The organism is Gilliamella sp. wkB308 (assembly GCF_001690185.1).
GTDB classification, from domain to species: Bacteria; Pseudomonadota; Gammaproteobacteria; order Enterobacterales; family Orbaceae; genus Gilliamella; species Gilliamella apicola_I.
This window is the reverse complement of record NZ_LZGN01000034.1, coordinates 20545-36008: the sequence shown is the minus strand read 5'-3', so window position 1 is coordinate 36008 and position 15464 is coordinate 20545. Positions and strand designations below refer to the sequence as shown.

Sequence of the window (15464 nt, the reverse complement as noted above, 5' to 3'; positions counted from 1 at the left end):
CGAGTAATAAAATGAATAATACTAAAGTCTGGTCTCTTGGCGATGCGGTTATTGATTTATTGCCATTTGGCGATATGAATTATCAAGCTTGTGCAGGGGGTGCGCCTGCAAATGTTGCTATTGGTGTGGCTAAGTTAGGTCTTCCTTCGGCATTTATCGGCCGTGTCGGTAATGATCCGTTTGGTCACTTTATGGAAAAAACATTCAAAGAATATCATGTAGACTGCCAAAGCCTTGAAAAAGACGATCTTCATCGAACCAGTACAGTTGTTGTCGATTTAGGTAAAAATGGCGAACGCAGCTTTACTTTTTTAGTCTCGCCGTCCGCCGATCAATTTCTTTCAAAACAAGCAATACCCCATTTTAATCAAGACATTTTACATTTTTGTTCTTTGGCATTAGTTGGGCAAACTTGTCGACAAACACTTAAAACCGCTATTGAAGATCTAACAGCTAAACAGGGGTTAATTAGTTTTGACATTAATTTACGGGAGCAAATGTGGAAAGATAAAGACGAAATGCGCACCATTATTACGCAGTTTTGTCACGATGCAGATATTCTTAAACTATCTGATGAAGAGCTGTTTTGGTTGACAGAAAGTCAAGATTGGCATGAAGCATTAAATAAACTTCAACAACACTATAATGCCCCACTAAAATTGGTGACTAAAGGACGAGATGGCAGCATTGTCGTATGGCAAGGTAAAACATTTTCATTTGATTCCTACCATGTCAATAGTGTTGACACAACCGGAGCTGGTGACGCTTTTGTCGCAGGTTTATTAAGTAGCATTGCGTCATCGGGAATGCCAGAAGATAAACTCATGCTAGAAAGTATGATGACTATTGCCAGTGCTTGTGGCGCTTTAGCCACAACTCAAAAAGGCGCATTAACGGCACTGCCTGATAGCGCATTTTTACAATCATTTATTAGCGATAATCCCGCATTAACGGCTAAACAAATGGCGTAATTCAATGACAGAAAAAGAAAAAATGTTAGCTGGGTTATTGTATGATCCTAGTATCCATTTATTGGCTAACGATCGGCTTTATGCTCAAGATCTCTGCTTTCAAATCAATCAATTATCCCCCCTTGCTGAAAAACAGCGATATGAACTATTTCAAACGCTACTCGGAAAAACAGGAGAGCAGTTTACGATAATGCCGGGATTCCAATGTGATTACGGTTATAATATTGAAATTGGTGAAAACTTTTTCGCCAATTTTAATTGCATCATGCTTGATGCGGCTAAAATTACATTTGGTGATAATGTGCTTGTTGCACCTAATTGTGGCTTTTACACTTCAGGGCATCCACTTGATAGTCAAACACGATGCCGTGGTCTTGAATTTGCAAAACCAATTACTATTGGTCATAACGTTTGGATTGGCGGTAATGTGATTGTACTGCCTAATGTGACTATCGGTGATAATACTGTTATCGCAGCCGGAAGCATTGTTGATCGCGATATCCCTTCAAATGTGGTCGCCATGGGCGCACCCTGTCGAAAGTATAAAACGCTTTAATTCACCTTGACTGATTGTGCTCTAGCCCAAGTATCGATTGCCACAACGTCCTCAATAGTGGTTGGTTCAGGTAAAACAAGTTTATCTAATGTTGCCGACACGTGTTTGGCAATATCCATAAAACCAATTTTATTTTGCAAAAATGCTTCAACCGCCACTTCGTTGGCCGCATTAAGGGCAGTGGTTGCGGCTTGCCCTTGACAAGAAGCCTCAATAGCTAATTTTAAGCAAGGATAACGATTAAAATCAGGTGTATTAAACGTCAGTGATGACATCTGAGTAAAATCTAAATCAGCCACACCAGATGTGATACGTAATGGATAAGACATAGAATAAGCGATAGGTGTTCGCATATCAGGCACACCTAATTGAGCAATAACACTGCCATCTTGATAACGAACCATTGAATGAATGATTGATTGTGGATGGACGATGATTTCCATTTGCTCAGCGCTGGCATTAAATAACCAACGTGCTTCAATATATTCTAAACCTTTATTCATCATCGTTGCCGAATCAACAGAAATTTTTCTTCCCATTGACCAATTAGGATGCGCAATTGCTTGTGCAGGTGATACCGAAGATAATTGATTGACTGCCCAATCTCGAAAAGGGCCACCAGAGCCAGTTAACACAATTTTGGTTACACCATGATCAACCAAATTAGCAAACCCAAGATCATGCTGAACGGCGGTAGGCAGGCTTTGAAAAATTGCATTATGTTCACTATCAACGGGTAACAGTTCTGCCCCATAACGCTTCACTGCTTGCATAAACAGATGTCCACAAGTCACCAAAGACTCTTTGTTAGCCAGTAAAATACGTTTACCTTTTTCAATTGCCGCAAGCGTCGGTTTTAATCCAGCAGCGCCCACAATGGCAGCCATGACTTGGTGAACTTCGGGCAACTGTGCTAAATCACAAATAGCTTGTTCACCACTTAATACTTCAATATCCAATTTTAGATCAACAAGATTTGCTTTAAGCTGCTGTGCAGCTAGTTCACTTGCCATTGCCACATAGTGGGGTTTAAATTCTTGGCATTGTTCAGTCATTTTCTCTACATTACTGCCACCCACTAGCACATAAGCGTTAAATAATGTTGGATTTTGCCGAATGACCGATAAAGTGCTACAGCCTATTGATCCTGTTGAACCTAAAATTGCGATGTTTTTCATATCAATAATATTAATAACTGCTTGTTGAAGTTGATGAACCAGACACAATAGCAATGCCTGCACTAGCACCTAACCGTGTTGCGCCCGCTTGTACCATTTTTTCAGCAGTTTGACGATCTCGAATACCGCCTGACGCTTTAACGCCCATTTCTTGTCCAACGGTTTCACGCATTAATTTAACATCTTCAACGGTTGCGCCCGATGTGCTAAATCCTGTTGAGGTTTTGACAAAAGCAACGCCGATTTCTTTACAGATCAAACAGACTTTGACAATTTCTTCTTTGGTTAATAGACATGTTTCTAAAATAACTTTTAATGGTACAGCGCCACATGCTTTAAACACAGCTTCAATATCATTTTTCACCGCATCCCAATCTTGGCTTTTTAACCAACCAACATTGATAACCATATCAATCTCTTCAGCTCCTGCTTTTACAGCCATTTCGGTTTCATAAGCTTTTGCCGAAGTTAGCATTGCACCAAGAGGAAAACCAACCACAGAACAAACTTTTACATCACTCCCTTTTAGTAAGCTTGCCACTAACGGGACATAACCAGAATTCACACAAACAGAATAAAAATGGTATTCTTTCGCTTCATCACACAGTTTACGAATTTGATCTTCTGTCGCATTCATTGCTAATAAAGTATGATCGATATACTTTGCATAATTCATAATAATTTCCTTAAATTGTTCAATAAATAGCGAGTTATAGGCATAATTCGCTAACAGCAATAAATGCCAAATATTATAAAAGATTTTAGGGATAAAACACAGTAAACAGATAAAATAGGTGAAGTGACAGAAAGACAAAAAAGCCTGACGGTTTAAATCAGGCTTATAATTTTAAAAATTAAAATTCCATTAACTCTTTTTCTTTATCAACAAGTACAGCATCTAATTTTTTAATGGCTGCGTCAGTTGCTTTTTGAATAAAATCTTGTGATTTACGTTCATCATCTTCTGATATTTGCTTATCTTTTAATAATGCTTTGACTTGATCATTCGCATCACGACGAATATTACGAATTGACACACGACCTTGTTCTGCTTCGTTACGAACAATTTTCGTTAAATCACGACGACGTTCTTCTGTTAGTGGTGGCAATGGTACTCGAATCACCGTACCTGCCGACGCTGGATTGAGCCCTAAATCAGAAGATAAAATTGCTTTTTCAATCATTGGTGTTAATGATTTATCAAATACGGTGATAGCCAATGTTCTTGCATCTTCAGCCACCACATTTGCTAATTGACGAAGCGGCGTTGGGCTACCATAGTATTCAACCATAATACCGTCTAATAAGTTTGGCGATGCCCGTCCTGTTCTAATCTTAGAAATATGAGTTTGAAACGCATCTATACTTTTTTCCATGCGCACTTGCGCTTCTTTTTGAATCTCATTTAGCATAATAAAAACCTTATATTGAATAAATAAGACTAACAGCTTACTGTTGCCTGATTATTAATTAATGTCCCTTCGGATTCACCTAAAATCACTCGACGTAATGCACCTGGTTTATTCATGTTAAAGACACAAATCGGCAGGTTATGATCACGTGCTAACGTAAACGCAGCTAAATCCATTACTTTTAATTCATCATCAAGCACTTTTTCATAATTTAATGTTTTATAAAGTGTTGCATTTGGATCTTTAACAGGATCGGCCGAATAAACACCATCAACTTTTGTTGCTTTTAACACCACATCTGCTTCAATTTCGATACCACGTAAACACGCTGCTGAGTCAGTTGTAAAAAAAGGATTACCTGTTCCTGCTGAAAGAATAACCACTTTACCATGACGAAGCAAGCTAATTGCTTCTGTCCAGCGGTAATCGTCACATACTCCATTAAGTGGAATAGCTGACATTAAACGCGCATTAACCTCAATTCGATGCAACGCATCACGCATTGCAAGACCATTCATTACTGTTGCTAGCATCCCCATATGATCGCCAACAACACGATTCATACCGGCTTTTGCAAGACCAGCTCCACGAAATAGATTACCGCCCCCAATAACAACAGCAACTTGAACATTCATTTCAATAAGTTCTTTAATTTCTTGCGCCATGCGGTCAAGAACGGTGGGATCAATACCAAAACCTTCATCGCCTTGTAGTGCTTCACCACTGAGTTTAAGAAGAATACGTTTATAGAAAGGGGTTACCATATGAAGTCTCACTATTTCGTTATTTAATTACCTGACAAGCTAAAAATGGCTAGCTAGCAATAATTTAAAAAAATTTGTAGATAAACAAAACCGCCTTGACGGCGGTTTTTTACGAAACAATTAAGATTGTTTCGACATCGCAGCAACTTCGGCTGCAAAATCAACTTCCACTTTTTCAATGCCTTCACCCACTTCAAAACGGATGAAAGAAGCAACAGTCGCTTTTTTCTCAGCCAGTAAATCACCAACAGTTTTACTTGGATCCATAACAAATGGTTGACCAGTAAGTGAAACTTCACCAGTAAATTTACGCATACGGCCTTCAACCATTTTTTCAGCGATTTCACGTGGTTTACCTGATTGCATTGCAATTTCGATTTGAATATTGCGCTCATGTTCAACAACATCAGCTGGAACATCGCTTGGGCTAACATATTCTGGTTTGCTTGCAGCAATGTGCATTGCAATATGTTTAACTAATTCTTCATCACAACCACTGTTTGCAGCAACTAATACACCGATACGTGCACCATGTTGGTAACTACCAACAACATCACCTGAAATTTGTTGAATACGACGAATACCGATGTTTTCACCGATTTTTGCAACTAATGCTGTACGTTCTTCTTCAAATTTTGCTTGTAACGCAGCAAGATCAGTCATGTTATCGTTCAATGCAGTTGTAGCAACTTTTTCGCTAAACGCTAAGAAACCTGCATCTTTAGCAACAAAGTCTGTTTCGCAGTTGATTTCTAAAATTACACCCGATTTTTTATCCGCAGAAATCTTAGAAATAATTACACCTTCAGCCGCTACACGACCTGCTTTTTTAGCCGCTTTTGCTTGACCTGATTTACGCATATTGTCGATAGCAACTTCGATATCACCATTTGCTTCAACTAATGCTTTTTTACATTCCATCATACCTGCGCCAGTTCTTTCACGCAGTTCTTTTACCATAGAAGCGGTAACTTCAGCCATTTTTAAATCCTCTATTTAACCATTGTGATGATTTTCATTAGAATGGGTCGATTATTTATATTATCGACCCTGAAAATATTTGAGTTTATTACTCAGCTGCTGGAGCTTCTTCAACAAAGCTTTCTTCAGATACTGGAGATTGATTTTGTTCACGACCAGCACGAACGGCTTCCGCAACTGCGTTTGCATATAATTGAATTGCACGAATTGCGTCATCATTACCTGGAACGATGTAATCAATACCATCTGGATCTGAGTTGGTATCAACAACAGCAACGACTGGAATACCTAAATTGTTAGCTTCTTTGATAGCGATATGTTCATGGTCTGCGCCAATAACAAAAATCACATCGGGTAAGCCACCCATATTTTTAATTCCACCCAAGCTATTTTCTAATTTAGCCATTTCACGAGCACGCATTAGTGCTTCTTTTTTGGTTAATTTGTCAAATGTACCATCACTAGCTTGTGTTTCTAAATCTTTAAGACGTTTGATTGATTGACGTACTGTTTTCCAGTTAGTCAACATACCACCTAACCAACGGTGATTAACGTAGTATTGTCCACAGCTTTCAGCGGCTTGTTTAATCGCTTCGCTTGCTGCTCGTTTTGTACCAACAAATAAAATTTTACCTTTACGTGCAGCCACTTTGTTTAATTCAGCTAACGCTTCGTTAAACATTGGTACTGTTTTTTCAAGGTTGATAATGTGAACTTTGTTACGCGCACCAAAAATAAATGGTTTCATTTTTGGGTTCCAATAACGGGTTTGGTGTCCAAAGTGTACACCTGCTTGTAACATATCGCGCATTGATACTGTAGTCATGATTTCCTCATTTTGACGTTGGGGTTATGCCTCCACATATCCGCTTTAACCGACCTTATTGCATAAAACAAAAGGCACCCCGGAAAAGAGTAATGATATGTGTGTGTTATAACGTTAATTAAATTTTAAAATTTGTACTGACTCTCACAACGATTTTTTGAAAAATGAATGTGAAAAGTAGCGCGCGTTTTATACCATATTTAGATAAAATTTACTAGCGTTATTTTTTTATAATATGGAAAAATTATGTTGCACTTTAAAAAAGTCATATTAAAAATGTAAAAATTTGGGCAAATTTCATGAGGTTTTGAAGTATTTTTTCAATCAAGAAATAAAAAGCGTTGACTTTATTAACATGATGTTTTTACTCGTTAAAGATTAGGTTTGTTACTATCATTAACTGGTGTATTTAGGCATTAATTAACTTTCTAATTAAAATCCAATACTCTAAATAGTATTAGAATTTAAAATACTAACTTATTAAGTAATGTTCTCACTAACAAAATTAAATATACACCAAAAGGTGTTATTTTATAATGTAAAAAAACCATTCAATAAGTTTTTACTTATCAAATGGTTTAATAAAATTTAGTTGAATAATTGAGTAAACTTCAGACAAATCCAATCCCATACAGATCCAAAGAACCCAGTTTCTGCAACATTTTGCAGGGCGACTAATGGTTGTTCATTAATCACTTTGCCATCTAATAAAAATTGTATTTTACCTACCGTTCTTCCTTTCATTATCGGTGCATAAATATAATTATCAATGACATATTTTATTTGTAGATCAGCTGAACGACCTTTTGGTACAGTAACATAAGCACCATCTATTGAACCTAATTGGATTTTATTTTCATCTCCATACCAAATGGATTCAGTAAATAAAGGCATATTCGCTTTTATAGGGTTAGCCGTTTCGAAGAATCGAAAGCCCCAAACTAATAATTTTTTGCTTTCTTCTTCCCGACCTTTATAGGTTCGTCCGCCTAATACTGCCGATATTAAACGTGTATTACCCTCGACAGCAGAGGCAACTAAGTTGTAACCGGCTGCTTGGGTATGACCTGTTTTGATTCCGTCTACATTTAATGTGGTATCCCATAGTAAACCATTACGATTTAATTGTGGTTTAGAGAGATTATAAGTAAATTCTTTTTCTTTATAAATCGCATATTCATCAGGTAAATCACGAATCAGTGCACGACCTAATAACACCATATCTTTGGCTGTAGTATATTGTCCTGGCGCATCAAGTCCATGTACGGTTTCAAAATGAGTATGTTCCAAACCTATTTTTTTGGCATAGTCATTCATTAAATTTACAAAAGCACCTTGGCTACCTGCGATATGTTCAGCCATTGCAATACAAGCGTCGTTACCTGATTGAATGATGATACCTTTGTTAAGATCTGAAACAGAAACGGTTTTACCCACTTCCAAAAACATTAATGATGATCCTTTTAATACAGGGTTACCTGTTGCCCAGGCATCTTTACTGACTACAACCATATCATCATTTTTAATTCGACCTGTGTGTAAAGCTTGACCAACTACATAGCTTGTCATCATTTTGGTAAGACTGGCTGGATCACGTTGTTGTTCAGCGTTATATTCCGCTAAAATTTCGCCTGATTTGGCATCCATTAAAATATAAGATTCAGCATTTAATTGGGGAATAGCTGGAATAGGAAAAGGCATATCAGCGGATGCTGATGAGCAAATTGACAGCATTAAGATAGCAAAAGATAATTTAAATTTCTTTTTCATTTATTTGAATTCCGTTAAATATTTTTAGATAACATATATCGATGTGTGTGAATAGACATCATAATGCCAAAACATGCCATTAAAACGACTAATGATGAGCCACCATAACTTATTAAAGGTAATGGTACACCAACTACCGGTAAGATTCCACTGACCATACCGATATTAATGAACACGTAAACAAAGAAGACTAAAATCAAACCACCAGATAATATCCGACCAAATGTCGTTTGTGCTTGTGATGCAATAATTAACCCACGAACGATTAAACATAAAAAAAGAATTAACAGAACGATAGTACCAATAAAACCAAATTCTTCTGCTATTACAGAAAAAATAAAGTCAGTATGTCTTTCAGGTAGGAATTCTAATTGTGATTGCGTGCCTTCAAGCCATCCTTTACCCCATATCCCTCCAGAACCAATGGCGGTTTTAGATTGAATAATATGATAACCCGTGCCATTTGGATCTCGCTCGGGATTAAAAAGTGTTAACACCCGTTCACGTTGATAATCATGCATTAAAAAGAACCACATGATAGGTAAAAAAGCAGCAATTAAGATAATAGCAACAATAATGAATCGCCAATCAATACCTGCCAAAAAGATAATAAATATTCCGGACATGACAATTAATATAGCCGTACCTAAATCCGGTTGCATAGCAACAAGTAAAGTCGGCACGCCAATAATACCTAAGGTTTGTAATGTCGTTTTTAAAGGTGGGGGACAGCCGTCACGATGAATAAACTTAGCAACCATTAATGGCACGGCTATTTTAGCAATTTCAGATGGTTGAAATCGTAATACGCCTAAATCTAACCATCTTTGTGCACCTTTACTGGTGTAACCAAAAATATCAACGAACAGTAAAATGATAATGCAAAAAATATAAAGATAGGGAGCCCATTTTTCATAGGTTCGAGGTGAAAATTGAGCTAGAAATATCATTACAAAAAAACCAAGAAATATTTGTATTACTCGCTTTTGTATCATATCGATATTTTGCCCACTCGCACTCCAAAGTATATATAAGCTATAACAGAGTAGTAGCGTTATAAATAGAAAAAAAAGCGGATCAATATGTATCTTTTGCCAAAAAGATTTTTTGATGTTATTCATAATTAATTTTCATATCCTGTATCTTGAGCTACATCATCGAGATCAGTGGAGTGATTGCCTAATAGATAAAAATCAAGAATTTTACGTGCAACTGCACCACCATTTGAGCTTCCGCCCCCCCCATTTTCAAGTACAATAGCCAATGCTATTTTAGGTTTATCGTAAGGGGCATAAGCAATAAATAATGCATGATCACGTAAATGCTCAGGAATATTGTTTGCATTATAAGTTTCGTTTTCTCTTAAACCATACACTTGTGCTGTTCCTGATTTTCCTGCTGCTTGATATTGAGCGCCAGCATACACTTTACGTGCTGTTCCTCGTGAACCAAACATAACTCTATACATACCTTCTTTCGCTAAATCCCAATAATTTGTTTTAACTTCTGTTAAATTATTTGGCTGTTCAAATTGAACAGGATCAATGTGAAACTGATCTTCATTGGAATTTAAAATATCACTCTTTTTATACAGTAAAAAATGAGGAGTATAAGTTTTTCCATTATTAATTAAGATAGTTAATGCTTTTGCCATTTGCATTGGTGTTGCAGTCCAGTATCCTTGACCAATACCAACAGGGATAGTATCCCCTTGTAACCAGGATTTTTTATGACGTTTACTTTTCCATTCTCGACTTGGCATAACAGCACGTGTCTCTTCGCTTGGTGACATATCAATTCCTGTGCGTTGACCATATCCAAATTTTGTCATCCATAAACTTAAACGATCAATCCCCATATCATAAGCAACTTGATAAAAATAGGTATCTACTGATTCTTCTATCGCTTTTAGTACATCAACCCGACCATGTCCCCATTTTAGCCAGTCTCGGTAACGTCTTTCAGTTCCTGGTAATTGCCACCATCCAGGATCGTTAACCACGCTTTTGGGCGTTACAACCCCTTCACTTAATGCAGCTACAGAAATAAAGGGTTTTACGGTTGAAGCAGGTGGATAAGCCCCTAATAAAGCCCGATTAAATAAAGGTTTGTTCGGATCATTGAGTAATTCATTATATTTTGCACTTGATATCCCGCCAACAAAATCATTTGAATCGTAACTAGGGCTTGATACCATCGCTAAGACTTCCCCATTATTGGGATCAATCGCCACCACAGCAGCTTTGCGCCCATCAAGAAGTTTTTCGATGTAAAGCTGTAATTTGAGATTTATTGATAAATAGATATCTTCGCCTGCTTGTGGTGGATGCTGTTCAAGGAGCCGGACGATACGCCCTCGACTATTAACTTCAACTTTTTCATAACCAGCTGTGCCATGTAATATGTTTTCATAATAGCGTTCAATGCCCATTTTTCCGATATTGAGCGTCGCAACATAATTACTGGTTTTATTTTCTTCTTCTAACCGCTTTTTATCTTGGCTATTTATTTTTGAGATATAACCCAGAATGTGAGTTAGTGTTGCTCCATAGGGATAATAGCGGTGTTGTATTTTAACAATTGAGGCAAAAGGAAATCTATGTTGATCGACAACAAATCGTGCAATTTGTTCTTTACTAAGGTTATCTTTTAGCGGAACGGGTCTGTGAGCGCGATAATTTCGTCTTTCTTTTTGGAAATTTTCAATATCTTCATCTGTTAAATCAACAATTTTTTTTAATTGTTCAAATTGTTCATTCAGATTTTTGGTTTTATCAGGAATAATATTTAGTTGATAGGTGATATTATTACTAGCTAATGGCGTTCCATTACGGTCATAAATCATGCCGCGACTAGGAGGAATAGGTATAATTTCGATACGATTATTATTTGATTTAGTACTGTAATAACTAAAATTAGCAATTTGAAGATCCGCTAAATTCACTAATAAAATAATAATCAAAAAGATAATTACCACAAAAGCAAACAAAGCTCTACGCAGGAATAAGTTTGTTTCTGCTGAATGATCCCGAATATTAGTTCGCTTTTTTTTTGTTGTAATAGGGATAATAATACTCCTTAAATACTTCTTTTTGATTGATGCTCTTGTTGTTCCCATTGTTCATAAGCGTTGACAATTCTGGCAACTACCGGATGACGAACAACATCTTCACTATTAAAAAAGTTAAAACTAATTTCATCAACTTGGCTTAAAACTTCAATTGCATGACGTAAACCGGATTTTTGGTGACGAGGTAAATCAATTTGAGTGATATCCCCTGTTATAACAGCTTTTGAGTTGAAGCCAATGCGTGTTAGAAACATCTTCATTTGTTCTATTGTGGTGTTTTGACTTTCATCGAGAATAATAAATGCATCATTTAGGGTACGACCACGCATATACGCTAATGGCGCAACTTCAATCACACTTTTTTCAATCAGTTTTTCGACTTTTTCAAAACCCAGCATTTCAAATAGCGCATCATAAAGTGGACGTAAATATGGGTCGACTTTCTGGCTTAAATCACCTGGTAAGAATCCAAGCTTTTCCCCCGCTTCAACAGCGGGTCGAGTCAGTACTATCCGACGAATCTGTTGCTTTTCTAATGCATCAACAGCAGCAGCCACCGCTAAATACGTTTTACCCGTTCCTGCAGGCCCAATACCAAACGATATATCATAATCTAAAACATGCGCAATATATTGAGCCTGATTGGGGGTTCTTGGTTTGATTACCCCACGTTTTGTTTTAATCATTACCATTTTACTTCCATGCTGATCAGTATAAGCTGGAAGATGTTCTTTCATTTTTTCAAGCGCACTGGATTCTTTTATCGCTAAATGAATGTGTTCGGGTTCAATATCAATAATGTTATTTTTGGTTTTAGTTTGTTGATAAAGTGACGTTAAAATCTGATCGGCTGCGTTAACACAAATTTGATCACCGGTAATCAAAAATAGATTACCTCGATGATTAATTTCAATACCAAGTCGACGTTCAAGTTGTTTTACGTTGTCATCATGAGGGCCACAAAGACTATTTAATCTTTGATTATCATCTGGTTCAAGCACGGTTTGATGTGTAATAATTTTCAATGATAAGCCCTCTAATCATTCATGTTAATTGCTAAGATATCCTTCACATAAAGGACATTTTTCCACACCTTTTAAAAATTCCTTTTTACAATGATGACAAGTAACAATATTTCCCGATACTATCTGATCAACCAGTTTTGTAGCCTGTTGTTCATCTAATCCTTGCGTTTTTAGTTTATTGATCATCATTGAGATTGGTGTACCACTTTTTAATTCTTGCTCAACATCCTGACCAATTTCTTCTTCTAATGTAGGCGGTACATATTTTAAAACATTTTCATTATATTCTGAATGACAATGATTACATCTAATGTATCTTCCTAATGTTTGAAAACTGAATATTGGTATAAAAAACAATGTAAAATATCTTGCCACTTTAACTTGCGTATATTGTTGTTGTTTTTCATCAGTTTTGATGTTTTGCTGTGTACAACAACTAGGGCAATTAAATTGCCCTGTTTTTTCGTTTACTTCACGACCTCTCGAGCCGAATATAATAAGCATTTTTTTGTTTCCTTTCCATTATGATAAAATATTATTTTTTTAATAATTCAATATGTTATTTTTATTATGGTTGGTAGATACCGACACCTAAATCGTTTTCTTTACGGGTTCTTGAGATTACAGATATAGGAGATTCACTCACACGCAGATCCATTTCATCCTCGGTACGCACAACTTTACCTCTTAATGAATTTGGATAAACATCAGTAATTTCAACATCAACAAATTTACCAATCATATTTGGATGCCCTTCAAAGTTAACAATACGGTTATTTTCAGTTCTACCCGTTAGTTCCATCAGATCTTTCTTAGATGGTCCTTCGACTAAAATTCGTTGCACAGTATTTAGCATTCGACGGCTAAATTGCATTGCTTGCTGATTGATACGTTCTTGTAGGATATAAAGACGTTGTTTTTTCTCGTCTTCAGAAACGTTATCTTCCATTTCTGCGGCTGGTGTACCAGGGCGTGCAGAATAGACAAAGCTATAGCTTAAGTCAAAATTGACATCAGCAATTAATTTCATGGTTTGTTCAAAATCTTCTTGTGTTTCACCCGGGAATCCAACAATAAAATCAGAACTAATTTGAATGTCTGGACGGACTTTGCGTAGTTTTCGGATAATTGATTTGTATTCAAGTGCCGTATGCGTACGTTTCATTAAATTTAAAACACGATCTGAGCCACTTTGCACGGGTAGATGTAAAAAGTTAACTAATTCAGGCGTATCACGATAAACATCGATAATATCATCAGTGAACTCAATTGGATGACTGGTTGTAAAACGAATACGATCAATACCATCAATGGCAGCGACTAACCGAAGTAATTCCGCAAATGAACAAATATCACCATCGAAGGTTGGTCCTCGATAAGCATTAACATTTTGACCAAGCAGATTAACTTCACGCACACCTTGTTCTGCCAGTTGAGCTATTTCATAAATTACATCGTCACAAGGTCGACTCACTTCTTCACCACGGGTATAAGGTACCACACAATAAGTACAGTATTTATTACATCCTTCCATAATTGAGACAAACGCTGTCGGCCCTTCACTGCGAGGTTCGGGTAAACGGTCAAATTTTTCAATTTCAGGAAAACTAACATCGACAACATGATTTCCTTTACCACTTCGAATTTGCTCTATCATTTCCGGTAAACGGTGAAAAGTCTGCGGACCGAAAATAATATCGACAAAAGGCGCACGTTTACGAATATGCGCCCCTTCTTGCGACGCAACACACCCACCAACCCCAATGATAATTTCGGGATTATGTTGTTTTAAATTTTTCCAACGACCTAGTTGATGAAAGACTTTTTCTTGCGCTTTTTCTCGAATAGAGCAAGTATTTAATAATAAAATATCTGCTTCTTCTGCGTTGTCTGTTAATGTTAAACCGTGGGTGGATTCAAGGAGATCTGCCATTTTGGTTGAATCATATTCATTCATTTGGCAGCCCCAAGTTTTGATATGTAATTTTTTGCTCATCAATAACTCAGCTATATTTAATTGTTAAAATGAAAACGGGTTTAAATCCGCGATTTTAGCGTGCCATATTGTAATCCTTTGTGAATGTAGGGTCTATAATAAAATAATAATTGTTATTTAAAAAAAATAATTTTAATTTGACCTTTTTAACTTGTACCTAAAACAGTTAACATAAACTTACTAATTAATTGTTATATTTTTTATTTTTTTGGATTATGATTGTTACCACTGATTTCTATCATTTGGTTCTACCATAGGATTTTTCAGTGTTAACATAGTTGACAGCAGGAACTACACAAAGTTATGCTACCAACTTGAATGACTAACCATTTGTTAGAATTTCTCGTCAGAACTTATTTTAAATATTTCAAAATGATTTGAATAATTCAGAAATATTTAAACAAAATAAATCCATCTAGTGTAGTCGTTTTTTAGACTATTGCTATTTAGATTTTCAATGACATAATGAGGGCGAGTAACTTAGGTTACTCGTCTTTTTGTAACGATAATCTTTATATTTATTTCAAATGCTCTTAATAACTCTATCAATCAATTAAATATTTTTAATTTTTAGTCACTAAATTACCTTTCATATTTTTATTCTAAATGATATACTACTTAACAGTTACTAAATGCTTTCTTTATTAAATTAAAGATTGACTTTAGTTAACAGTAGGTGCAAATGTTGGAGGACTACAACTAACAATACTTTAGCACTGAATTGACTGGCCATTAAGCTAGATTTTCTCGTTAATGTTTGTTGGGATAAATTTAACGAGAAGTAACTCGTTATTTATCAGTAGTCCTCCTTTTTTAAAGGAATCGATATAACTGCTAAATACAGTTTATAACATACTCTTTTGGTAGTTTTCAAAGTGCTTCCAATTGAGTGAGAGAGTAACTTCTGTTACTCTC

The 15464-nt window shown here is 36.2% G+C and carries 14 protein-coding genes; 2 read left to right on the top strand and 12 right to left on the bottom strand.

Translation table 11 applies throughout. The features are described from left to right. Nucleotides 1–11 precede the first annotated feature (11 nt). On the top strand, nt 12–971 hold the full coding sequence (locus tag A9G10_RS04790; RefSeq protein ID WP_065558478.1) for an aminoimidazole riboside kinase: 960 nt from the start codon (nt 12–14) through the stop codon (nt 969–971). 4 nt (nt 972–975) lie between these two features. Then, complete coding sequence (locus A9G10_RS04785; RefSeq protein WP_065558477.1) at nt 976–1527, top strand: sugar O-acetyltransferase; 552 nt, start codon at nt 976–978, stop codon at nt 1525–1527. On the opposite strand, the gene ispC is transcribed toward A9G10_RS04785, so the two are convergent. From ispC to miaB, 12 genes are all read right to left on the bottom strand, one after another. Continuing rightward, the gene (ispC, locus tag A9G10_RS04780) at nt 1524–2705 is read right to left on the bottom strand and encodes a 1-deoxy-D-xylulose-5-phosphate reductoisomerase (RefSeq protein WP_065558681.1); all 1182 of its coding nucleotides are present in this window, start codon (nt 2703–2705) and stop codon (nt 1524–1526) included. The two genes, A9G10_RS04785 and ispC, sit on opposite strands and share 4 nt — an antisense overlap. 10 nt (nt 2706–2715) lie before the next feature. After that, nucleotides 2716–3381: a deoxyribose-phosphate aldolase gene (gene deoC / locus A9G10_RS04775; protein WP_065558476.1), complete on the bottom strand. Its 666-nt coding sequence runs from the start codon at nt 3379–3381 to the stop codon at nt 2716–2718. A gap of 178 nt (nt 3382–3559) precedes the next feature. After that, nucleotides 3560–4117: a ribosome recycling factor gene (frr, locus tag A9G10_RS04770; RefSeq protein ID WP_065558475.1), complete on the bottom strand. Its 558-nt coding sequence runs from the start codon at nt 4115–4117 to the stop codon at nt 3560–3562. A gap of 29 nt (nt 4118–4146) precedes the next feature. Further along, nucleotides 4147–4881 carry a UMP kinase gene (gene pyrH / locus A9G10_RS04765; protein WP_065558474.1) on the bottom strand — a complete coding sequence of 245 codons (735 nt, stop codon included), beginning with the start codon at nt 4879–4881 and terminating at the stop codon, nt 4147–4149. Nucleotides 4882–5001: 120 nt separating this feature from the next. Further along, a complete protein-coding gene (tsf, locus tag A9G10_RS04760) occupies nt 5002–5862 on the bottom strand; it encodes a translation elongation factor Ts (RefSeq protein ID WP_065558473.1) in 861 nt (286 codons plus the stop codon). An 88-nt stretch (nt 5863–5950) separates the two neighbouring features. Continuing rightward, a complete protein-coding gene (rpsB, locus tag A9G10_RS04755) occupies nt 5951–6688 on the bottom strand; it encodes a 30S ribosomal protein S2 (RefSeq protein ID WP_065558472.1) in 738 nt (245 codons plus the stop codon). A gap of 588 nt (nt 6689–7276) precedes the next feature. Then, nucleotides 7277–8458, bottom strand: a complete 1182-nt coding sequence (locus A9G10_RS04750) for a serine hydrolase (RefSeq protein ID WP_065558471.1) — start codon at nt 8456–8458, stop codon at nt 7277–7279. A 14-nt stretch (nt 8459–8472) separates the two neighbouring features. Beyond that, nucleotides 8473–9579 (bottom strand): peptidoglycan glycosyltransferase MrdB, encoded by a 1107-nt coding sequence (mrdB, locus tag A9G10_RS04745; RefSeq protein WP_065558470.1) that lies wholly within the window; start codon nt 9577–9579, stop codon nt 8473–8475. A gap of 2 nt (nt 9580–9581) precedes the next feature. Beyond that, nucleotides 9582–11576, bottom strand: a complete 1995-nt coding sequence (gene mrdA, locus A9G10_RS04740) for a penicillin-binding protein 2 (RefSeq protein WP_081299051.1) — start codon at nt 11574–11576, stop codon at nt 9582–9584. Further along, a complete protein-coding gene (locus A9G10_RS04735; RefSeq protein ID WP_065558469.1) occupies nt 11537–12553 on the bottom strand; it encodes a PhoH family protein in 1017 nt (338 codons plus the stop codon). Before A9G10_RS04735 ends, mrdA begins: the two co-directional genes overlap by 40 nt. Nucleotides 12554–12577: 24 nt before the next feature. Next, nucleotides 12578–13057: a zinc-ribbon domain-containing protein gene (locus A9G10_RS04730; protein WP_065558468.1), complete on the bottom strand. Its 480-nt coding sequence runs from the start codon at nt 13055–13057 to the stop codon at nt 12578–12580. A gap of 64 nt (nt 13058–13121) precedes the next feature. Then, nucleotides 13122–14549 (bottom strand): tRNA (N6-isopentenyl adenosine(37)-C2)-methylthiotransferase MiaB, encoded by a 1428-nt coding sequence (gene miaB, locus A9G10_RS04725; protein WP_065558467.1) that lies wholly within the window; start codon nt 14547–14549, stop codon nt 13122–13124. Nucleotides 14550–15464: the final 915 nt, after the last annotated feature.